Source organism: Flavobacterium helocola, from assembly GCF_038289885.1.
In the GTDB taxonomy this organism is placed as follows: Bacteria; Bacteroidota; Bacteroidia; order Flavobacteriales; family Flavobacteriaceae; genus Flavobacterium; species Flavobacterium cheniae.
Map to the genome: position 1 here is coordinate 149899 of NZ_JBBYHT010000005.1, position 24305 is coordinate 174203.

The following is a 24305-nucleotide window of genomic DNA, read 5'->3' on the forward strand; positions in this document are numbered from 1 at the left end:
AATCTGAAACATTAACTCCCGTAGCATCCGATGGACCGTTATTTGTCGCTGTAATTGTAAACGTAACGTTACTTCCAACTGCTGCTCCTAATGGAGAAACTGTTTTAGTAACTGATAAATCTGTAACTATAGCACTTACTCCAACGTAAGCTGTTGCAGTATCACATATTTGTGGTGTTAAAGACGTTGAACACAATGTATATGTTATTGGATAAACACCATCTGGTGTATTTGCCGCAACTGTAATTACTCCATTTACATCTATTGATAATGGACCTTCTGTTGTTGCCGTTACATCTGTATTTGATGTTGTTACCACAACTCCATTTAATGTGTCATTTGTTAAAACACTTCCTGGAACTGTTGTAGACGTTGTTCCAACTGATACAGTCGCAAATGGTGAAGCATTGGTTCCATCATTTACTGCATCAATAACATTTGGTGTTGCTGTTGATGTATTATTTCCTGGTGTTGGATCTGATTCGTTTCCAGAAATAGTAGCTGTATTTGCCCATGGACCCGTAGCGGTTAATGTTGCTACAACACTCATTGTTGTTGATGCTCCATTAGCTAAGTTTCCTATAGTCCACGTTGGTGATGACCAAGTTCCTGTTGCAGGTGTTGCACTTACTAAAGTGTATCCTGCTGGTAAAGAATCTGAAACATTAACTCCCGTAGCATCCGATGGACCGTTATTTGTCGCTGTAATTGTAAACGTAACGTTACTTCCAACTGCTGCTCCTAATGGAGAAACTGTTTTAGTAACTGATAAATCTGCATCTCCAGGTGCTAAAGTACATTCAATAGGATTTCTTACATTAATAACTGTAGTTGTAGTACTTGAACAACCTGCATTTGAAAAATTATATGTAATAGTATGATTACCACTTGTACTTGAAGCTAAATCAATAAGACCTGTTGAAGCATTAATACTTAAACCAGCGTCTGAAGTATAAGTTCCTCCTGACGCACCTGATACTGAAACCGTAGCTGTTCCTGTAGGACAAAATGGCCCACCAGGATATGAAATTGTAGCAATAGGTAATGAACTTACAACAACAACAACAGGCCTGATAGTTTCACACAAATTTAATGAAACATGTGCTCTACCTCTTATATAGTAGGTACCAGAGATACTTACTGCATTTGCAGGTGTTAAAGGAATAGTACAAGCTGCATCTTTCCAATAAGTTTTAGAAAATACACCCGTACTACTTGCCGTAACTGCTGCAGCTGTAAGATTAACTGTACTTGGGAAACATACTGGAGCTGGATCTGTAACTACTAAATCTACAAAAGGTCTTGAATCAATTGTAACTGTAGCTGTTCCATTTGTATTACAAGGAGGTCCTGAATTGAAAGTACATGAGTAAACATTTGTACCTGAACTCATATCGCTAACGTTAACAACTGGATTTTTAACGTTATTATTTGAAGCATTAATACCAGGGCCCGACCATAAATAAGTTGAACCTGGCAAATCTACATCTAAAGTTAAAGTAACTGTTGCACCTGTATAATTACAAACTGAAGCATTCCCATAAACGCCATTTACAGCAATTTGAGGATTACTCGCCACTCCTAATTGAGCTGTTTGTGTAATTATATTACCACAAGCATCTTTTACTCTAAAATAATGTATACCACCTGAAAGCCCAGAAAAGGTACTACCACTTTGATAAGAACCATAAGTAGTGCCTCCATCAGGACTTAACGCATATTCTAAAACGTTACCTGGTGCCGGAGCGATTGATGATGCTGTAATTGACAATACACCATTAGTATCACCTGAATTACAAACGTAACCACCTGTAACCGTTTTATCTACTGTAATAAAGTAATTTGCTGTTATACTTACAAAACGAGTATGAACCGTAAAAGTTCCTCCTTTTATTCGAACACCAAACGTATAATTACCATAAGTCAACCCATTAAAAGGTAGAGATGTAGTAGCATTTGAGAGGTTTCTAACTTGACCTACACTTGAAGGCCCTGCAAGAACCACAACTTCATATGCATTGTAATCATCAAAAACACCTGTTAATTGATAGTTAAACCCTCCACAAACTGGTGTGATTAAATTGCCAAAAGAACTAGCCGTATACCCTGAAACCACAAAATTTGCGCTCGAAGAACCGCAATTACCATTTACAGTAATTGTATAGTTTCCTTCAGGCCAATATCCTGCAGGATCAGTAGCATTTACACGTGGTAAATATGCATTACCATTTTGATCTAAAGCTACACTTCCTGTATGACCAACTGGAACTAAAGGATTATTTGAAGCTGTAACGGTATAATATATTATATCTCCAACTACAAACGGACTGTAGTTAATTAAAAGCTTTCCATAATTTAAAACATTCAAATTAAATTGATTCCCATAAAAATTTTGAGTAACAGATGTTGAACCCGATATTGGAATTGTTTTAGTTTGAGGCAAGTAGAATATACCTGTTGAATAACCTTCTGAATCTAAATAGGTATAACTATACGTTTGTCCAGGCGTTAAACCTCCAGTGAAAGTTTGCGTACCAGTAGTTTGCATAAAAGTCACAACATCTGATGGATTTGAAGTATTAGTAAAAGTAATATTCATTGGCAAACATACCAAACCAGAATATATTGTTGATGTTGCATACGCTACACCACCACAATTACTCATATTAATATCATATGCAGGACTAGTTACGGTAAATTCTTTTGTATTACCACAAGCATCCATTAAGACTACTTTTATATTTCCAAGATTTGCTAATATATTTGCTCTAGTTATACCTAATGGCATTTGAAGAGATGTTGCTGAGTTTGCAGCCCACCCTGGCGCTCCTGCATCTGCATAGCCATCACCAGTATTATCTTTTCCATACAACACACCATTATATAAAATGTGAACTGAAAAAAGTGCAGCAGCTGCACTTGTTAATGGTGCTCCTCCAGCAACATATGTAAATCCAAGTTCATTTTGAATCATAAAAGGATTCGAACAAATCAAGTTTGCTCTTGTAAAAATTGAAGATGGTAAATTCACATCAGCTAAAGTAGTACTCACAGCCGATACTGATGTTGCACCAACAATTGTTTGCCCACAACTGTCTGTTACACTAACAGTGTAATTGCCAACTGGCAAAGCATTAAACGCAAATGAATTTGCATTGATACCTGAAGTAGTTTGAAGAGGAACCCCTGGAGATGAAGCAGAAGCTATGCTAAAAGTTAAAGGCTTAACCCCTCCAGAAGTAACATTAGTTGTTAAAACTGCTGTACCTCCTACACAAGAAGCAGAAACAATTGAAGTGGTGGCGGCAAAATTAACATAGCCATCATCCACAGCAATACTATTACTACTATAGGTTGGATTGCCGGGTCCGGCACGCCCCACTACCACATAATTTCCATCAACAAGTCCTGTAAAGGATGTTGCTGTAGAAAAAAGCGCTGAGTTACCAGGATCTGGAAAGACAAGTACTCCATCTTTGAGTACTTGAAATTCTGGAGTTGCGCCTAATCCAGTAGTACTATCAACATTAACAATACCGCCATTAAGACATTTATTGTTTGTTGTAGTTACAACCACAGATTGTGCCCAAGCACCAAAACCTGTAAACTCCATTACAGGTAACAAGAAAAACATTACAAGTAATGCCATTTTTGTTGAAATCAGTAAATTTGTTTTCATTTATTTAATTTAGTTTAACATTTATTTAACTTTCAATAAAATATCTACATCAAAAATTGACTGTGGACTTTATAACAAGATCCACTAGAATATCAATTTTTTCTCTATACACACTTTATGAACAAACAAAAGTACTTCTAACAAAAGGTTTCTTAGTGCTGATTATTGCTATATAAAACTGATTCTTGATATTAATATTTTGAAGTTTATCATTAATCATTACATAAAATACAAGCACAAAAGAGCATTCAAATCTGCTTTGAATGCTCTTCTATTAACTTTGTTTAATTTTATACTATTTAATAGTTTTCAACTTGTTTTTTGGCTCTAAAATTTTCAGGAGTTTGATTGTTGTTTACTTTCTTAAAAGCATTACAAAAATTACTATAACTCTGAAATCCCAAATCATAAGCAATTTCGTTTATTGGAAGATTAGTTTCTACTAATAAAGCTTCTGCTCTTTTAATTTTTCTTTGCAAAATGTATTGATATGGTGTAATACCCACATACTGTGTAAATACTCTAATAAAATGATGTGTCTTCCATGGGGTTAATTCTGCTAATTCAGAAATTTCAATTTTTTCTACTATATGTTCATTAATATATGAAATTGTCTCTTTGATTTTAAAAGGAATGTTATTATTAACTTCCTCATCATTTCGTTTAGGATCAATTTTACTGTGTATAAAATTATTTAAAACAATTTCAACGGTTGCAATAATATCTACTGTTTTAAATGGTTTAGCTATATATCCGTGAGGTCGGGTAACTTTAATTCTATCAATTGTTAATTTATCTGAATATGATGTTATATATATGTATGGTATTTTGTCATTTTTTAGTAAATAATTCCCCAAATCAATACCGTCTTTGTCTTGTTTTAAATTAACATCCAACAATACTAAACAAGGTTTTTCATCTTTTATTATTTCAATTGCTTTTTCTACTGTTTTAACTGTAATAACATCATAACCTTCTCCTTCCAAAACTTCCTTTATATCTAATGCTATTATTGTTTCATCTTCAACTACAAGAATTGTCTTTTCCATTATTGTTTATCGTTATTAAAAATTATTTCATACTCTAATCCCTTTAAACTATTTGTTTTAATAGTACCATTTAATTGATCTGTTAATAATTTTATTAATTTTAAACCAATTGACTTAGGCTTGTTATTAATATTAATATCCATCCCTACACCATTATCACTATAAACAAGAATGTATTTTTCATCAGATTTAATATAAGATATATGAATATTTATTTTACCATAGGCTTCATTTGGAAAAGCATACTTAATAGAATTACAAATTAATTCATTTATTACTAAACCAAGAGGTATTGCTGTTTGTATATCAAAACTAATGCTTTGCACATTAACATTGAATTCTATTTTTTTACTATCATTTAAACAGTTTTTTATTGATTCTATTAACTCCAATAAATAATCATGAAAATTAACACTTTCTAAATTATCAGATTGATATAAGTTTTGATGAATTAATGACATAGAGGAAATTCTGGTTTGCCCTTTCTCAATAAAATCATTAATTTCATCATTGTTATTTTTTCTTGATTGAATATTTAATAAACACATTACTAGTTGCAAATTATTTTTTACTCTATGATGAATTTCTTTTATAAGGATATTTTTTTCTGCTAATGTTTTTTCAAGAATTAACTTGTTTTCATTCAACAATGTGTTTTTGCTGTCAATAGCTTTATTTTTATTTTTCAGTTTTTTAAATAAAAACGCAAGAATTATAATAAAAATAATAGCTATTAGATTTAAAAAAATTGCTTTAAAGAAATTGTTTTCTTTTTTTTCAATTTCTAATGCACTTAATTTTTCACGAATCTTTAATTGTTTAATATCCGCTTCTTTTTGCGCTGTAAGAAATTCCGTTTCAAGTTTAATAATATTTTGTTTAGTTTGTTCGCTATTAATTTCTTCTTTTAACACTACATATTTATCTAAATAAATATAAGCTTTTTCATATTGTTTTAAATTAAAATGAATTGTTGCTGCAAAATCATACATGCTTGCTAAGTTAGGCTTTTGAATTATTGTTTTAGGATTATCGTTTATAGTTTTTATTGCTCTATCTATATAAATTTTAGCTATTTGAGAATTACCTAATTTAACATAGGACATTGCTATATATACATTTAAAACAACATTTTTTTCAATAAGATTATTGTCTTTTTGCAATTCAAAAATTGCTAATTCAATAATTCTATTATAGTTTTTCAATGTGTAATTTACAACTATGTAAGTACTTAACACATACCAATTATCCTGACCATAATTTTTTATTCCATTTTGAATTTTTAATGCTTTTTCCGAAAACATTAAAGCTTTTTCAGCTTCATTTTGTGCATGTAGAATTTCTGCATATTTTGCTAAAGATCTGGCATAATCCTGAGAATTAAGTTTTGTTTCATTATCTATTAAACTAAGGCTTTTCTCAATATAAAATTGAGCGTTTTTTAAGTTATTTGTTAAATGATATAATTCTGCTAATTCAAAATAACAAGACTGTAAACCAAATTTGAAATTTATTTTTTTATAAATGGAAATTGATTTAGATACTTGTTTAATTGAATTATCAAATTCTTCTTTTCTAGAATAAGTTTTACCTAAAAGAAAATATAAATCTGCTAATTCTTTACATTCTTTTCCATTCTTCAATGAGTCTAATTTTCTATTAATATATTTTATTGTTTTAATATAATCAGAATTCCTTGTGTTCAAACAATAAGCTTCCTTAACACAACCCTCTATATGTTTCTCATAATTATTTAATATTTTTGCTTGATTTTGAGCTTTTTTAGCAAAATAAATCCCAGCATTTAATTTTCCTGAATGCCTACATAAAGTTGATCTTACAAGATAATATTGTATAACTCCATTACTATTACAAGAATTTTCCAATAACTTATATGCTTCATCACATTTGGCTTTTGCTTTAACAATATCGGTTTCTTGTAGCTCAATTGCTTGATTTAAAAGATTATCTATTTTTAGATTGTCTTTTGTCTTTTTTACGATTGCTTTGCCTTGATTTTTTCCTATATAAATATTTTGCGCTTTTAACACACTTAAATTTATAAGTAATAGAACAAAAATTAATCTTTTGGATATATCCATAAATTTAAAAATAATTTCAAATGTAAAAAAGCAGCAAAAACAGGCGTTATTGATATTTAACATTAAATATCTATTATTGATTTTTTTGTTATTGATAGTTTAGACCAACAATTGATTATTGATAACACAATCTCACTATAATATTTGATGAAAACATTTGAAAACAAACTTATAGAATTATCTACTAAAGATATGTAGTGCAATTTAAATATAATTTGTAGTTAAAATTCTACACACAACAAAGATAAGTAAATTATTTAAAGTAGTATTGTTACTTTTGAGTATCGATATGAAAATAGAAATATAATTATAAAAGAATTAAATAAAACATTAAATACAGCAAATAATGAGAAAAAATTACTAATTATTATCCAATTTACTTTCAAACAACTATTTTAAAAAACCAAGAAGGAATAAAATAAAACCTCAAAAAATAGAACAACATCTACTGATAAATCCCCGAAGTTTATTCTAGTTTTACAGTAAGGTGTTTATAGCCAAATTATAGAGTTTCAAAATGAAACTTGGAAAGAACGAAGAAGCAAAATAGTTAAGTAATTTAATCAAAAACGTAATCAACAAATTGAAAATGTGGCGATATAGAAAATTTAATTTTCCACTTTGGAAAGAATAAACACAAAATAAGTTGAAAATTTGACATTATAAAATTAATAAATTTTCAATATAAATCAATCCCTCATTTTACAAATAAACTGTTTTATATTAAAATCATTATCAAATGCAAATTTAATTTTATCAATTTTCAATAAGTTTCATCAGTTTATAATAGGAAACTCAAGTTTTGAAAACTTAAGTTTGTTAAAAATTTTTAGAAAAATAATTGATTTTAGAAAAACAAAAAGTACATTCTTAAAATTATATGCTACATCCCAATAAATAAACATTACAATTTCTAAATTAAAATCGTTGTTTTTTTTAGTAGTTTTTTTTACAAAAAGAAAATCTGACAATTATATAAAAATATTTTAGTTTGAATATGGTTAAATTATTTTTTAAGAAGAAGTTACGATTTATAATCAATAATAAAAATTCACATAAAGTTGAAAAAAATATTAATTCATGATAGTTTCCCTGTTATTAGAATTGCATTAGAGAGAATATTAAATTTTTATTTTAATGATTGTATCACTGATGTAGTTGATAATATTAATGAATTAAATAAAAAAGCATTTCAGGAAAAATATGATTTAATTATAATAGATTTAATTATTGAAAGATGTGATTATTTTAAGTTTTATTCAAAAATGCAATTATTAAATCCTAATTGTAAATTTATTTTATTTTATGATAATGAAATAAATAGCAATAAACTCAAAAAATTTTTTGACAGTGAAAATTTTTTTATGTTAAACAAGAATTGTAAAGAAGAAGAAATATATGATTATGTAAATTATGCAATTGAAAGAAGCACAGAAATTAATAAATTAGATTTTTTAATTCAGAATACAATAATTAAAAAATCAGAACTAACAGCTATTGATAAAATACAATCATTATCAAGTAGAGAATTTGAGTGTGTAATGCATTTAATGAATGGTAACTCAATTGTTGATATTTCAAGCAAATTAAATTTAGCGGTTACAACTGTAAGTACTTACAAAAAAAGAATTTTTATAAAAACAGAAACTAATAGTATTGTAGAATTAACAAAATTATTAATTGATAGCAAAATAAATTTTGAATATAATAATAAGTAATCGAAATATAAATATTAATTAAAGTTTTATGAATCAAATATCTGTGAAATTACAACATAATGCTGAATTTCAGTATTTGATAGGAAAATCTAAAGCTGATATCTTGGAACTCTTTGGATTTTGTTTCAATGATTATATAAGTAATATTTGGATGTTCAGAATTAGCACAAAAAATCATTTATTTTGCAAAAAATACCTATACTTATTTTTTGAAAATGATATAGTTTTAAAAATTGAACTAAAAAGATGTAAAGCAAATTATCTTTTGTAATGTTTAATATTCTTAATATCTCTTTTAATAATTCAACGCCATAAACAGATTTGAATGTGTCAAAAACTTAATGCTGTAATGTTTAAGAAAAAATTAAATTTTATAATTAAAAATATTTTTTAAAATAAAAAACATTACTTTTACCAACAGAAAATACTTATTAATCAAGTTCTACTCCTGAACACGAAATTGAACACGATTTTATAAAAAACATATCATTTTGGGTCTCGCAAGCCCAGTAAATACGTTGAGAATTTACTGATTTCCGAATTCATAACCCTGAGGTCACGGGTTCAACTCCCGTCCTCGCTACGAAAACCCGAAATTTTACTTTATTGTAAATTTCGGGTTTTGTTTTTTAAATCTAATCCATTGATAATGAAATTAAAACACATTTACATAACCCTATTTATACTAATTACTTCATTGGGATTTTCACAATTAAAAACCATAACTGATAAAACCACTTACCCGTTTTGGATCAATGTTCCCGAAAAAGAAAGTACAGAAAAACAACCGATTCTAATTTTTCTACACGGAAAAAGTCTTTCTGGTACGGATTTGAATCGTGTGAGAAGATATGGTGTACTTCGCGCAATGGATAAAGGAAGAAAAATTCCAGCCATTGTTGTCGCTCCTCAATTAGCTAAAGGAAGTTGGAATCCTGATAAAGTTTTAGAAGTTTTAGAATATGTAAAGAAAAACTACAACGTAGACGAATCCCGAATTTATGTTTGTGGCATGAGTTTAGGCGGATATGGAACTCTACATTTTGCAGGTAAGCACGCTGATAAAATTACTGCAGCTGTAGCTATTTGTGGTGGCGGAAATGTGAGCGATGGTTGCAAATTAGCCACTATTCCACTTTGGATTCAACATGGAGATGTGGATTATATTGTTCCGCTTTCGGAATCACAAAAAGTAGTAAATGCAATTAGAAAATGTAATGAAAAAGCAAATCTAATCTTTTCGATTATCAAAGGTGGCAATCACGGAAACGTAGAACGCCTTTTTCATGAAGATGCCATGTACGATTGGTTATTCAAACAAAAAAGAGAATAATTTCTTCCTATTTATAAATATAGATTTATATCTTAAACACATCCAAACCTAAGGTTAAATTTCTTAGCAGATCAATTCATTTCTGTACTTTTATTAAAAATTACGATATGAAATTTCTAATTATTTTAGTATTAACCCCTTTTATTATGAATGATTTTCTACTTTTTGACTTCAATGAAAAAACCAATCCTCGTGAATGGAGAATCATTGATGATGTTGTGATGGGTGGAATTTCAGACGGAAAGTTTAAAATTGATGAAAATGGAAATGGTGTGTTTTTTGGAAGAGTTTCAACCGAAAACTATGGCGGTTTTTCATCGGTTCGTTATCAAATGAACAAAAAAGATATTAGTAATTTTTCCAAAGTCAATATCCGATTGAAAGGCGATGGTAAAAATTATCAATTCAGAATAAAAGATGATATTAATTCCTACTACTCTTACATCACAACCTTTGAAACTTCGGGTGAATGGGAAACAATCACACTTAATTTAAAAGATTTATATCCTTCATTCAGAGGTCAAACACTTAACTTACCAAATTTTGATGGTAAATTTTTAGAAGAAATTGTTTTCCTGATTGGCAATAAAAAAGATGAATCTTTTGAACTGAAATTAGATAAAATCGAATTAGTAAAATAAAAGAAAATACGCAGCTTAAAAATTGTATTATCTTTGTTGCATGAGTATTACATTATTATCTTCCCCTTTACAAGGATTTACCGATTTTAGATTTAGAAACGCTTTTCACAAACACTTTGGTGGCATCGACACTTTCTATTCGCCTTACATCAAACTGAATGGAAAATTGGCGGTAAAAGGTTCGTACGAACGTGATATTCTTCCTGAAAACAACTCTACTCTAGAAGTTATTCCGCAAATTATAACCAATGACGCCGAAGAATTTTTATTTGTAGCGAAATATGTGCAACAATTCGGTTACAAAGAATTGAATTGGAACTTAGGTTGTCCGTATCCAATGGTGGCAAAATGCGGTATGGGTTCAGGATTGATAAAAAATACCGACCAAATTGAACATATCTTAAAACGTGTTCATAACGAAACTGATATTATCGTTTCGATGAAAATGCGAATGGGTTATGAAAATCCAACCGAAATTTTAGATGTTTTCCCTATTTTAGATCAATATCCGATTAAAAATATCGCAATTCATGCTCGAATTGGAAAACAATTATACAAAGGCGGTGTCGATTTAGATTCGTTTCAAAAATGTTTAGATACTTCAAAACAGAAGATTTATTATAATGGTGATATTACTTCGGTAGCGAAATTTAAAGAATTACAAGAACGTTTCCCTTCCATTGATCATTGGATGATAGGAAGAGGTTTAATTGCCGATCCGTTTTTACCTTCGATGATTAAAAATAACACAACAGAATATCCAAAAAATAGATTGGAAATTTTTGAAGCTTTTCACGATGAAATCTACAGAGAATACGATGCGTATTTACAAGGTCCAACTCCTATTCGCATGAAAATGTTAGGGTTTTGGGAATACTTTTCGGAATCATTTTCTAATCCGCAAAAGACGTATAAAAAGATTAAAAAAGCTGGAAATAGTAAGAATTATGAAGCCGCTGTGAAAGAAATTTTTAAAAACGGGTAAAAAAACCATAAATCAATTATAATCAATTCATTACCGGTTATTAAAAAACCAACACCAGTTATTACTTTTTACCTATTTATTAAATTCATTTTCCTAACATTTGTTCGATAACTAAAAGCTAAATACCTTGTTTACAAAGCTTTGTATTTATTTTTTGATTAAAAAGAAATGTGCTATGGAAAGAAAAATTACCCAAAAGTTCCATAAAGAATTGATAGTAGTATTTTGTCTATTCTTTTTTTGCATTGCAAAGGCTCAAACCCGAATTTCTTATCAGGGATTTGACAATAAACCACAAGATTCTTGGAGTTATACTTCTACCTTAAATTCTGGAACCATACAAAACAACACGAGTACATTTGTTTCCTCTCCAAACTCGTTAAGATTTGGTGGTTCAAATAGTTCTTCACCTGACGACCCAAATATTAGTTTTGACAATGTTAATATTAGTAGTTTTACTAATGTTTATGTCAATATTTACTTATCTTCAAACGGAACACCAGATGATAATGATGATTTATATTTAGATATTTCCTATAATAACGGAACTTCGTACACTACTTCAATTAAATTAATTGATGGAAAAAACAGTACAACTTCAGATGTTTATGCATTTAATCATGCTTCAAGTGCAGGCAATACTGTTGGTTCTCCTTATACTTTTCCTATTCCAAATGGCAATACACAAGTAAAAATTAGAATTCGATATGATGAACTTAATGGAGGAAGCAATACCTCGGATTATTATTTCATAGACAATGTTAGTTTGTATGGAAGTCTAACTGGAAATCATTTAGAAGTTCTTGGTTTAAACAATATAACTATAGCACATAACGCATCGATTGCATCAAGTTATGGAACAGATTTTGGGGAAACGCAAATTGTTTCAGACCCTGTTTTTAGAACTTTCACTATAAAAAATATCGGAACTAATACCATCAACTTAACAGGAACTCCTTTAGTTCAAATCATAGGAAGTTCTGATTTTACAATTACTCTAAATCCAAGCAGTTCCATCAACAGTAATAATTCAAGTACTTTTCAAATACGATTTAATCCAAGTTCTATTGGAACTAAAACAGCACAAGTTTCAATCGCAAGTAATAGCGATGATGTGAGTCCGTTTTTATTTGACATAACAGGAAAAGGTATTCAAACTTTTTACGATAGTGATAATGATGGAATTTTTGACAATGTTGATATTGACGATGACAATGACGGAATCAGAGATGATATTGAAGAATCTAATTGCAATTCCTTAAACGGAAATAAAGTAAATTATAAATTTCTTAATGAAACTTTTGGAGCTGGAAGTCGCACAACCATCAATACAACTTATAATGCATTAACCACGTATTGTTTTGAAGATGGAACCGTTGGTGTAAACACTCCAGAATGTCCAAATCTAAACTTAACTGACTTAAATGACGGAAAATACACCGTTGGTCCATCGGCACAAATTGCCTCTTGGGCTCCTTCTTATTGGCATATGGGTGGTGATCATACAGGAAATCCAAATGGCAGGATGGCCATTTTTAATGCTTCTTATACTCCAGGAATTTTCTACACTGCAACTATTACAGGAGCACTTCCAAATATTCCAATTACTTATAGTTTTTGGGTGTTAAATCTAGACAGAACAAACGCTCCTGGTATAGCAACTCGATTAAGACCTGATGTACGAGTAGAATTTCGCGATATGAGTAATAACCTAATTACTTTTATTGAAACAGGAGATATTCCGCCAACTACAGCAGGAAATTTAGCTGGCGATTGGCAACATTTTACAGCAGATATCAATCTTAATGTAAGTGCTTTTCAGGTAATTTTTATCAATAATGAAACGGGGGGGACTGGTAATGACTTAGCTTTAGATGATATTCTAATATCTCAAACTTTATGCGATTTAGATGGCGATAACATTGCCGATGTATTTGATTTAGATTCAGATAACGACGGAATTCCAGATGTAGTTGAAGTGGGTTTAGGCAATTTATCAGATGGAAAAGCCTATTTATACCAATGGATGGATGCCAATCAAAACGGTATGCATGATGTAGCAGAATCTCACATTGTTCCAGATAACGATGGAGATGGTGCTCCTAATTACTTAGACTTAGACAGCGATAACGACAGTATTTTTGACGTAGATGAATCTTGGGCTGAAAATATAAATGCTTATGCGGGTTTTGAAAATGGTGATGGCGACATTAATGGTGATGGCGCAGGAGATGGTCCAGAATCAGAAGATTTTAGAAACAAAGACACAAACGGTGATGGCAATTTAGAAGGCTTTGGCGACGGAATCTTAGATATTTATGATTATGCCTTTAATATTTATGGAAACGACAATCAAGGTACAAATGTTGCGCCTTTTACTTATTATGTTAAAGATACCGATGGCGATGGAATTCCAGACTATTTAGATGTGATGTCAAACGGTGTAACTTTTGATATTTCACACACCCTTTACGCTAGTTTAGACACCAATAACAACGGAATTATCGAGGGAAATACAGATACAGATGGCGATGGAATCTTAGATACTTTTGACACTAATAACGCTGTTTTTGGTTCGCCAAGAGATTTAGAACGAAAACTTTTCATTGCTTTTGATGGTAGAAACGATTATGCAACTGACAACAACGTTATAACCAACTGGCCAAATGCTTCTTTGATGGCTTGGATTAATATTAACCCTGCATTTTCTTACGAAGGAATTGTGGTTGGTCAAGACAAATTTCACATAAAAATCACTAATTCCAAAGAAGTAGAAGTAGTTGCAAACGGAACAACGTTAAGTAATAATTTGTCACTAAATTCGGCTCAATGGATTCATGTTGGTGCGGTTTATGATGGTTCAAACGAACTATTAAAATTATTTGTAAATGGTGAAATGGTTGCGAGCACTTCTGTTTCTGGAACTATTTCGGATACTTCGCTTTTTACCATTGGAAAAAATTCAATTACAAATACTCAGTTTTTTAAAGGAAAAATTGATGAAGTTCGTTTATTTAATGTCGCGTTAATTAATTCGCAATTCCAAAAAATAGTCTATCAGGAAATTCAAGACAATAGTAGCATAACTCGTGGAACTATTATCCCAAAAGATATACCAAGTTTACCATGGATTAATCTTGTTCGCTACTACAGAATGGACAATTATAAAGATGATATCATTGATAATCATACTACCTTAACAATAGACACAGCTCCAGGAGCTAGAATCTTAAATGTAAAAACGATTGCTGTACAAGAAGCGCCAATGCCTTTTATAACGGAACAAACTGGAGATTTTCCTACAGCAGTAAACTCAGTCTTAAAGGAAATTCGCGGATTAGATATTACCAATTACGATTGGTCTATCGTTCATGTCAAACACAATGTTAATTCAAACACAAATCACATCGATTTGGGTATGATTGTAGATTCAAATGTTTTAATTGACGTTACCAATGATACCAAACTACAAAACGATTGGTATTTAAAATTGGATGGAAAAATTGATTTACATGATTATTCGCAATTGCTTCAAACCGTTGATAGTGATTTAGATCCTACAAGTATCGGAACCATAGAAAAAGATCAAAAAGGAACTGGAAATTTATACAATTACAATTATTGGTCATCTCCAGTAAGTTCAGTTGCTAGCACTATAAATAATAATACAGGTTTTACAGTTGGTAGTGTACTTCGTGATGGAACAAATGCAGTAGCTCCTCAGACCATTTCATGGATTTCAGGCTTCAATGGAGTTTCAAATCCAATGCGATTAGCTAGATATTGGCTTTACAAGTTCACCAATTTAACATCAGAATATGCCAATTGGCAACAAATTAATGAAAATACTGTACTTCTTACAGGACAAGCTTATACGATGAAAGGAAGTGGAACAGCAATACCACCTAATATCCAACTTCAAAACTATGTATTTACAGGAAAACCAAATAATGGTTTAATCAATCATAGCGGAATCCAGATTGGGATTAACAATATCAATTTGGTTGGAAATCCATATCCTTCTGCACTTGATGCTAATGAATTCATTGGCGATAATTTGAGTGCAATCAATGGGTCATTGTACTTTTGGGAACATTATTCTTCAAACAATACCCATGTGTTATCTGGATATCAAGGAGGATATGCAGCTCGCAACTTAGTAGGTGGAGTTCCACCTGTTTCACCAGCACTGATAAGCGGTTTAGGCACTAGCTCTCGAATTCCTGGTAGATATATCCCTGTTGCGCAAGGTTTTTTTGTTAAAGGAAATTTAAATGGTGGACAAATAATATTTCAAAACGGTCAAAGAAGATTTGTAAAAGAAACCAATTCAAACTCTAACGAAATGTTTAGACAAAATAATGTTACTACAATCGCACAAAATGGCGATGATGAAGAAAATCCTGATAACTTCACAAGAGTGCGACTAGGATATACTGGTACTACAAATTTTCATCGTCAGCTTTTGATTGGTTTTATGAATGAAAATGCTAATGATGATTATAACTTAGGTTATGATGGAGAAATAATTGATATTCAACCTGATGATACTTATTTTCAATTAGATAATTATAAATTGGTCATCCAAGGTGTTGGCTACTTTAATACAAATGCTATTTATCCAATAACAATAAAATCAAGTCAAGCTGGAACTGTAAATTTCATACTTGATGGAATAGAAAATTTCGATTTAAATCAACCTATTTACATTCATGATAACACAAACGATAGTTATAACGATATTCGTTTATCAAATTTTAGTGTGGTACTCTCTTCGGGTGAAATTAATGGTAGATTTTCATTGCGATTTTCATATCAAACGCTTTCTAATAATGACATCGAAAATAATCAAAATATAGTGTTTTTTAATTCTGAAAATAATCATTTAGAAATTATAAATTCAAAAAATAACGAAATTGAAGAAGTTACTTTATTTTCAGTTCTAGGACAAAAAATCAATCATTGGGAAATAAACAGTTCAGAAAATAATATAAAATTACCAGTTAAAAATATTGCATCTGGAGTTTATATCTTAAAAATAAAAACTAATGATAACAACTATTTGAGTCAAAAAATTTTGATTAAGTAATAAACAATTAATACTTCTAAACTTATTATTTCTTAGTATAAATATTACAATTTATTTATCCATTTAATCAGTTATTAAAAAAAACAGCACAGTTATTACTTTCTGATAATATCTGCTCTCATTTTTTATTAATATTCATTCAAAATTGTACTAAAAAAATAATTTAAAAAAAGAATCCTAAAACCCCAGAATATGAAAGTTAAAAAAACTACAACTAAAAAAATGTTATTTCTATTTCTGCTAATAGCGATAGAAATAAAAGCACAAACTACTATTTTTAATGCCGATTATTCAAGCGGAACAGGCAATAATGCATTTACCTTAGGAAGTTTTACAAGATCAAACCACGCTAATTTTACTACCACAGGTGTTACAGCTCCATATCTATATCTTGCAGGTTATGCAAATAATTTAAATACGTCAGCTATCACACCAACAATTAATCTAACTGGCTATGAAAGATTAACATTGTCTTTAAAGTATAATTTTCAAACCGAACTAGATTATGATGGTATAAAAATTTTATTTTCCACAGACGATGGAGTAACTTGGCGAACATTAGGAAAAGAAAACGATCAAGCGGTAAATTGGTACACAAGAACAAATGTTACAGCATTTGGAGCCGACCAAAGAGCATGGAGTGGTAACCCAGGAAACACTTGGTTTACGGCTAGCATTGACTTACCTTCACAAGGCTTTGACAATAAAAACAATATAAAGTTCGCAATTCAATTTAGATCTGACAGTAGCAACAATTCTTACAGAGGTGTTGCAATTGATGACTTCAAAATCATAGGTTATTCCATTACAGCAAAAACTTATCCTAGCTATAGCGCTTTTAACAAGTTAGAAGTTTGGTACAAACCACAGAGTTTATCAGCTTTAGCAAATGACGCTCCTATTGACTCTTGGCCAAATGCTACTGGAATTAACACTAGCTGGACAAATGCTACAGGAACAACTACTACAAGACCATTATACAAAAACAACACTACCAGTAATGTAAATTTCAATCCTGTGGTAAACTTTGATGGAACAAAATCAATGTTTTCTCGACAAGGTTTCTATAATCATGATATTTTTATTGTTATAAATCCGGGAACACCTGTAAGTTCTGCCTATTCTGCTCAAGATGTTTTAATGGGAGACGATTTTATAGAAATTGCAGCATCTCAAGATGTAACTGGATTATCCATTAACAATACTTCGGCAAGATATGGTGCAGGAGTGGCAAATATTGCCGCTTATAATCAAGGTGCTCTAACCAATTATGGAATAGCCATAACTTCAAGTACTATTACCTATGACCGACCTGTTATTTTTAATGCTCGATTGAATGCTGCTGGAACTGGGATGAATTTATACTTAGATGGAGTTGATTTAGGTGTTACACTTAGCCCTACGTTGATGAAAGAGGTTAATGCAGGTACTTTTAAACAAATTTTAAATTCGCGTTTCTGGATTGGACGAAGTGAATTCTTTGGTCCTAGTTTTAATGGTGATGTGATGGAAATTATGATGTTTTCAGAAAGAAAATCCGACTCAGATAGAAAGAAAATAGAATCATATTTGTCTATTAAATATGGAATTAATCCTGGACTTTTTCCTGTGCCTGCTATCAGTTTACCGCACGTTCCTGGTGAACTTGTAGACTCTAATGGTGTAGCATTATGGAACAACACAATAAGTAATGGTTATACTTACAATGTGGCCGCAATTGGTAGAGACGATAGTACTGGCTTAAATCAAAAACAAAGTAAGAGTATAGATCCTGAAAGTTTTTTGACTATTGGTCTACGTGATATTTACTCAACAAATGTTTTAAATACCAACACATTTGCTGCTGATAAAGATTATCTGGTTTGGGGTAGTAACTTATTACCTTTAACAGAGATGACTTTGCCAATACAAGTTAATTTAGGGAGTAGTTTGGTAACCACTTCAACACGTGTAACCAATCGAACTTGGAAGTTTGTAGAAAGAGCTACCACAGATGTTGGAATTGTAAAAATTTCATTACCAACTTCTTCAGTGAGTTCATTACCTGCTTTAACAGGAACTAGTGATTATGTATTAATTTTCGCAGACGATGCTAATTTCACGACCAATGTAGAAACTGTATTTTTAAAAACGGTTAGTTCAAATTTAGAAGCTACTTATAATTTTAATGGAACAAGATACATGAAACTTGGCGTGGCAGAAGAAGTAATTGCTTCAAGACATATTAAATTTGATGGTACAGATGACTTTATCCGATGTAACGATGTAACTAGCGTTTCAAGTGCATTTTCAGTTTCAGCATGGATTGATTGCGAGGGTTCAAACACTTCAAATAACGATAAAACAATTGTTGCTAAAAAAGGGGCTTCTGAAACTGGGTATCATTTCTTAATAAATAATGCTAATAAATTAGTTATGCGTTTTCACAATGGCACTACTATGTCAGAAATAGTAAGCAATACTACTTTATCAACTAATCAATGGCGAAATGTAACTTTTACACTTGATGGTTCAAATGTAGGGAGTTTATATATTGACGGTGTTTTAGATATTCAAAGTAACATGAACGCTCGTACCGACATGACTAATGTTTTTACCATTGGTGGTCGCTACATAAATGAAAGTAGTGTTGTAGATTATTTCCGTGGGAAAATTGAAGAAGTTCGAATATGGAATTCTGCATTATCTGTAAATGAAATTCGGTTCATAATGAATCAAGAAATTGAACAAGGCACTGATAATAAAGTTAAAGGTAAAATTATTCCTGCTTCAATTTCTAAAAATGATATTGGTACGAAAGCTTGGACAACAGGAATTTTCGCTTATTTCAATATGAATAATTACATAGGAACTTATTTAAATGAAGTTTCAGGCAAGAAGTTTAGAGGAAGTTTAAATAATAGTAATTTATATACTATTGAAACACAAACTGCTCCTTTACCTTATGTTTCACTTGCTGATGGCAATTGGGAAACGGACGGCACTTGGACTAATGGTGGGACAATGTATTACCCTAACAATTCACTAACTATTAATAATGTTGCTACAAAAATAGATTGGAACATCATTAAAACAACTCATAATATAACTTCTTCAGGAAATAAAACGTTATTAGCAGTAATTGTCGATAACAATACCTTAAAAATTAGCAATGATTCAAAATTAGAAATTTCACATTACTTAAAAATAAACGGAAAAATTGATTTAGAAGGAAAATCTCAATTAATTCAAACATCTAATTCCGATTTAGATCCAAGCGGAACAGGAACATTAGAAAGAGACCAACAAGGAACTGGGAACTTGTACAATTATAATTATTGGTCATCTCCTGTTAGTACCATTTCAAGTACAACTGAAAACAATACCGGATTTACTATTGCAAATGTGTTAAAAGATGGAACAAATCCAGCTTCACCGCAATCAATTTCATGGATTTCAGGCTTTAACAGTACTCGAAACCCTATGAGATTAGCAAGATATTGGTTGTATAAATTTACAAATTTAACATCCGAATATGCTAATTGGCAACAAATCAATGAAAACTCAAATCTGCAAACTGGACAAGCATTTACTATGAAAGGGAGTGGAAATGCAACACCTCAAAATTATGTTTTCACTGGAAAACCTAATAATGGCACAATAAATCACAGTGGTATTTATATTGGATTAGCAAATATTAACTTGATAGGAAATCCATATCCTTCTGCATTGGATGCTAATGAATTTATTAATGATAATATAATTTCTATCACTGGAACGCTTTACTTTTGGGAACATTATGCTTCAAATAATACGCATAACCTTGCAGGATATCAAGGAGGTTACGCAACCCGAAATTTAGTCGGTGGTGTTGCTCCTGTATCGCCTCCATTAATTAGTGGATTAGGAACAAGCACGAAAATTCCAGGTAGATTTATACCTGTTACACAAGGCTTTTTTGTTAAAGGAAGTGTTACTGGTGGTCAAATTATTTTTCAAAATAGTCAACGTACTTTTGTAAAAGAGAATAGCGAAAATTCTAATGAAATATTTAGAAACGCAATAAATTCAAATCATAACAACAATAACGATGATGATTTCACTACTACTGATACATTTTCAAAAATACGATTAGGCTATACAGGAAGTAATAATTCTCATCGTCAATTACTAATAGGTTTCATGAATGAATACGCAGACCATAATTACAATAATGGCTACGACGGAGAAGTAATAGATGTTCAAACAAACGATATCTATTTCAAATTAGAGAATTATAAATTAGTAATTCAAGGTGTTGGTAGTTTTAATTCATCTGCAACTTATCCATTAACGGTAAAATCAAGTCAAACAGGAACCGTAAATTTCATGCTTGAAGGTGTAGAAAATTTTGATTTAAATCAACCTATTTACATTCATGACAACACAAATGATAGCTATAACGACATTCGTTTATCAAATTTCAGTTTAGTACTTCCTGCAGGAGAAATTAGCGATCGATTTTCATTACGATTTTCTAATCAAACGCTTTCAAATAACGACTTCGAAAACAATCAAAATATAGTATTTTTCAATTCAGAAAGCCAACATTTGGAAATTGTAAATTCTAAAAACACCAAAATTAAAGAAGTTACTTTGTTTTCAATATTAGGACAAAAAATCAATCACTGGAAAGTAGACAGTTCTGATAACAACATCAAATTACAAGTTAAAAATGTTGAAACTGGTATTTATATTGTAAAAATTAAAACTAATGATGGCAATTATTTTAGTGAAAAAATTATCATTAAATAATTTTAGAAAATAAAGAATAGAGCATTTAAAACGGATACTTTTTTAAAACGAAAGTATCCGTTTTATTTTTTCTAAATCTATTAGTGAGTTCTCTTTAATTACAACAAAATATGGAAGCTGCCAAGCCTGAGTTTTAATTGCTTGCTTATTTTCTGGTTTATCCCAAGGCGCATAAACTCTAATGCCACGCTTTCCTCCTTTTTCATTTTGAGAAACAATCCCCTTGGAAACTAAAACCGATTTTGGAAAGATAAATTGACCAAAATTTCCTGAATCTCGTACCGAAATAATCATAAAATCTAACGAATCAGTAACATCAAAAGGAGCTGTTATACCTTTGTTGTTTCGTTTCCAAATAGCAACAAATTGTCCAATTTTTGTAGGTGTGATATTGGCAACTCGATATTGAATTTTATAGTTGTTCAATTCAAAAGAACAAGCTCGATAATTAGTGCTTTCTGAATTCCAAATAAGATTTTGAAGTTGAAAACCACATTCGTTATAAAGTAATTTTTCAGCAAGTTGCAAATCGGTTTGAAAACTTTCTGTCGCCATTAATAGAATAATTTTTTCTAAATTTTGAATCGATCACCTAACTTTTTACCAATCAAATAAGCAATTCCAATTCCTAAAATTAAAATCCAAAGATTCATGAAAATATAAAATGTGTAAGCAATTGGATTTTCAGTTGAATTGAAGCAATAACTCTCAATCAAAAAACAAAATTGGGTAGTTTCTTTAGAGAATTTTGACAAAGCGAAACTCATCAAAAAAGTAATTCCAATCGCCGACAAAATATAAACTAAGTTTTTATTCATCGGTTTTTTACCTGTGGGTTGAAACACATTTCGTTCAGCTTCAGTACGTTTATTGTTCTGAAGTGACCAAATTACTTTTTTAGCTTCGTCGTCTACATTCATTTCAAAAATCAATTACAAGTTCAAGGGCAAAAATCAAATTCAAGGGCAAAATCAATTACAAACTTAAATCCAATTCATTGAATATCAACATAAAAAATTCCATTTATTCTCGACTTCGCTCGAAGTGACAACTCTTTTATTAAATAAGTGAAACGCTCTGTGTATCTCTTATCAACGCAATCAAATTCAAAAAAAACTCGGCGAATCTCTGTATAAAACATTTCCATTAGTTCTCGACTTCGCTCGAAGTGACAACTCATATATCATTAAATAAAACGCTCTGTGTATCTCTAATCAACACAATCAAAGTCAAAAAACTCAGCGAATCTCTGTGTAAATTTTAACCGCAAAGTCGCAAAGTTTTCCGCAAAGAACGCAAAGTTATTTTAAGATTATTCAAATTCTACAAATCTGTTTTCTTAATATTAATAAGTGAAACGCTCTGTGTATCTCTAATCAACGCAATCCAAGTCAAAAAAAACTCGGAGAATCTCTGTGTAAATTACTTATTTCAATAAAGTAGCTAAAGTCTCAAAATTTACTTTTTGTTGTTCGCCAGTAGCTAAATTTTTCAAGCCAAATTCTTCACGCTCAATTTCCGATTCTCCTACAATTACTGCAAATGGAATTCCTCTTCTATCGGCGTGTTTGAATTGTTTATCAATTTTTGATTTATCAGGATATAACTCAACTTTGATTCCTTTTTGACGCAATTTACCGATGGCTTTCATCGAATACAAAGCTTCTTTGTCACCAAAATTTAAGAACAAGGCTTTTGAAGTCGCTAAAACAGCTTCTGGAAATAAACCAACTTCTTCCATTACCAAAGCAATTCGATCTAAACCAAATGAAATTCCTACACCCGACATATTTTTCAATCCGAAAATACCGGTCAAATCATCATAACGACCACCGCCACCAATCGAACCCATAGCTACACCTTTTGGCGCAGCGACTTCAAAAATGGCACCTGTGTAATAATTTAAACCACGTGCTAACGTCACGTCTAAATCCAAGAAAGCGGTTTGCAAACCTAAAGTCGTAACGTTATCACAAATAAATTGCAACTCGTTTACACCTTTCATTCCTTCTTCTGAATTCGCTAATAAATTCGCTAATTTTTCTATTTTTTCGTTGATGGTTCCAGTGAAATTAAACAACGGTTGTACTTTTTCAATCGCTGTTTCCGAAATGCCTTTTTCTAACATCTCTTTTTTCACGCCGTCCTCACCTATTTTATCTAATTTATCTAACGCTACCGTAAAATCAATCAATTTATCCGAAGCACCAATTACCTCAGCAATTCCAGATAATATTTTACGATTGTTAATTTTAATGGTAACGCCACCTAAACCTAACTGACTAAAAACCGAGTCATACAATTGCACCAACTCCACTTCTTGCCAAAGTGAATTCGAACCCACCACATCGGCATCACATTGATAAAACTCTCTGAAACGTCCTTTTTGAGGTCTATCGGCACGCCAAACGGGTTGAATTTGGTAGCGCTTGAACGGAAACTCAATTTCGTTTTGGTGTTGCACCACATAACGTGCAAAAGGAACAGTTAAGTCGTAACGAAGGGCTTTTTCAGAAATATGACTTGTTAACTTCAAACTATCTCTATTTTCTAATAAAGTAGCATCCGCTTTAGCCAAATAATCTCCCGAATTCAAAATTTTAAAAATCAAACGATCCCCTTCTTCACCATATTTTCCCATTAAGGTTTCTGAGTTTTCAAACGAAGGCGTTTCAATAGGTTGAAATCCAAATTTTTCAAAATTGGTTTTTATCGTACTGAAAATATAATTGCGTTTTGCCACTTCTGCGGGTGAAAAATCTCGGGTTCCTTTTGGTATGCTTGGTTTTTGTGCCATTTTTGTAATGTGTCAATTTGAAAATGTGTCAATAAGACAATTCTGATTTTTTGCAATGCAAATATCGAACATATTCGGCAGTATAAAAAATCAAATCAAACATTTCAAAATTCAAGTTGCTGTTTTCTGATTGTCAAAT

Annotated in this window: 12 protein-coding genes; 6 read left to right on the forward strand and 6 right to left on the reverse strand. The window is 31.0% G+C overall.

Annotated features, from left to right (window positions below):
• The 3 genes from AAEO58_RS11090 to AAEO58_RS11100 form a co-directional block, all read right to left on the reverse strand.
• The coding region (locus tag AAEO58_RS11090; RefSeq protein ID WP_341683443.1) for a DUF11 domain-containing protein at window positions 1-3679 on the reverse strand (3679 nt) is incomplete at its 3' end.
• A gap of 299 nt (window positions 3680-3978) precedes the next feature.
• Window positions 3979-4728: a response regulator transcription factor gene (locus tag AAEO58_RS11095; RefSeq protein ID WP_341683444.1), complete on the reverse strand. Its 750-nt coding sequence runs from the start codon at window positions 4726-4728 to the stop codon at window positions 3979-3981.
• A complete protein-coding gene (locus AAEO58_RS11100; RefSeq protein ID WP_341683445.1) occupies window positions 4728-6830 on the reverse strand; it encodes a tetratricopeptide repeat-containing sensor histidine kinase in 2103 nt (700 codons plus the stop codon). Before AAEO58_RS11100 ends, AAEO58_RS11095 begins: the two co-directional genes overlap by 1 nt.
• A gap of 1061 nt (window positions 6831-7891) precedes the next feature.
• Here AAEO58_RS11100 and AAEO58_RS11105 point away from each other — a divergent pair.
• From AAEO58_RS11105 to AAEO58_RS11130, 6 genes are all read left to right on the forward strand, one after another.
• A complete protein-coding gene (locus tag AAEO58_RS11105; RefSeq protein ID WP_341683446.1) occupies window positions 7892-8548 on the forward strand; it encodes a response regulator transcription factor in 657 nt (218 codons plus the stop codon).
• Window positions 8549-9197: 649 nt separating this feature from the next.
• Window positions 9198-9881: a carboxylesterase family protein gene (locus AAEO58_RS11110; protein ID WP_341683447.1), complete on the forward strand. Its 684-nt coding sequence runs from the start codon at window positions 9198-9200 to the stop codon at window positions 9879-9881.
• A gap of 107 nt (window positions 9882-9988) precedes the next feature.
• Window positions 9989-10522, forward strand: coding sequence for a CIA30 family protein (locus AAEO58_RS11115; RefSeq protein WP_341683448.1), 534 nt, complete (start codon window positions 9989-9991; stop codon window positions 10520-10522).
• Window positions 10523-10562: 40 nt separating this feature from the next.
• Complete coding sequence (locus AAEO58_RS11120) at window positions 10563-11507, forward strand: tRNA dihydrouridine synthase (RefSeq protein ID WP_341683449.1); 945 nt, start codon at window positions 10563-10565, stop codon at window positions 11505-11507.
• Window positions 11508-11682: 175 nt separating this feature from the next.
• On the forward strand, window positions 11683-16596 hold the full coding sequence (locus tag AAEO58_RS11125; protein ID WP_341683450.1) for a LamG-like jellyroll fold domain-containing protein: 4914 nt from the start codon (window positions 11683-11685) through the stop codon (window positions 16594-16596).
• Between the two features lie 192 nt (window positions 16597-16788).
• Complete coding sequence (locus AAEO58_RS11130; protein ID WP_341683451.1) at window positions 16789-21369, forward strand: DUF8202 domain-containing protein; 4581 nt, start codon at window positions 16789-16791, stop codon at window positions 21367-21369.
• A gap of 42 nt (window positions 21370-21411) precedes the next feature.
• Here AAEO58_RS11130 and AAEO58_RS11135 read toward each other — a convergent pair whose 3' ends face one another.
• The 3 genes from AAEO58_RS11135 to hisS all read right to left on the reverse strand — a co-directional run bounded on the left by AAEO58_RS11135 (window position 21412) and on the right by hisS (window position 24166).
• A complete protein-coding gene (locus tag AAEO58_RS11135; protein WP_341683452.1) occupies window positions 21412-21924 on the reverse strand; it encodes a MepB family protein in 513 nt (170 codons plus the stop codon).
• A 17-nt stretch (window positions 21925-21941) separates the two neighbouring features.
• Window positions 21942-22289 (reverse strand): hypothetical protein, encoded by a 348-nt coding sequence (locus AAEO58_RS11140; RefSeq protein WP_341683453.1) that lies wholly within the window; start codon window positions 22287-22289, stop codon window positions 21942-21944.
• Between the two features lie 506 nt (window positions 22290-22795).
• Window positions 22796-24166: a histidine--tRNA ligase gene (hisS, locus tag AAEO58_RS11145; protein ID WP_341683454.1), complete on the reverse strand. Its 1371-nt coding sequence runs from the start codon at window positions 24164-24166 to the stop codon at window positions 22796-22798.
• Window positions 24167-24305: the final 139 nt, after the last annotated feature.

Coding starts and splice junctions, on each gene's coding strand:
- AAEO58_RS11095 (WP_341683444.1), bottom strand. CDS start 4,728: ATGGAAAAGACAATTCTTGTAGTTGAAGATGAAACAATAATAGCATTA.
- AAEO58_RS11100 (WP_341683445.1), bottom strand. CDS start 6,830: ATGGATATATCCAAAAGATTAATTTTTGTTCTATTACTTATAAATTTA.
- AAEO58_RS11110 (WP_341683447.1), top strand. CDS start 9,198: ATGAAATTAAAACACATTTACATAACCCTATTTATACTAATTACTTCA.
- AAEO58_RS11115 (WP_341683448.1), top strand. CDS start 9,989: ATGAAATTTCTAATTATTTTAGTATTAACCCCTTTTATTATGAATGAT.
- AAEO58_RS11120 (WP_341683449.1), top strand. CDS start 10,563: ATGAGTATTACATTATTATCTTCCCCTTTACAAGGATTTACCGATTTT.
- AAEO58_RS11125 (WP_341683450.1), top strand. CDS start 11,683: ATGGAAAGAAAAATTACCCAAAAGTTCCATAAAGAATTGATAGTAGTA.
- AAEO58_RS11130 (WP_341683451.1), top strand. CDS start 16,789: ATGAAAGTTAAAAAAACTACAACTAAAAAAATGTTATTTCTATTTCTG.
- AAEO58_RS11135 (WP_341683452.1), bottom strand. CDS start 21,924: ATGGCGACAGAAAGTTTTCAAACCGATTTGCAACTTGCTGAAAAATTA.
- AAEO58_RS11140 (WP_341683453.1), bottom strand. CDS start 22,289: ATGAATGTAGACGACGAAGCTAAAAAAGTAATTTGGTCACTTCAGAAC.
- hisS (WP_341683454.1), bottom strand. CDS start 24,166: ATGGCACAAAAACCAAGCATACCAAAAGGAACCCGAGATTTTTCACCC.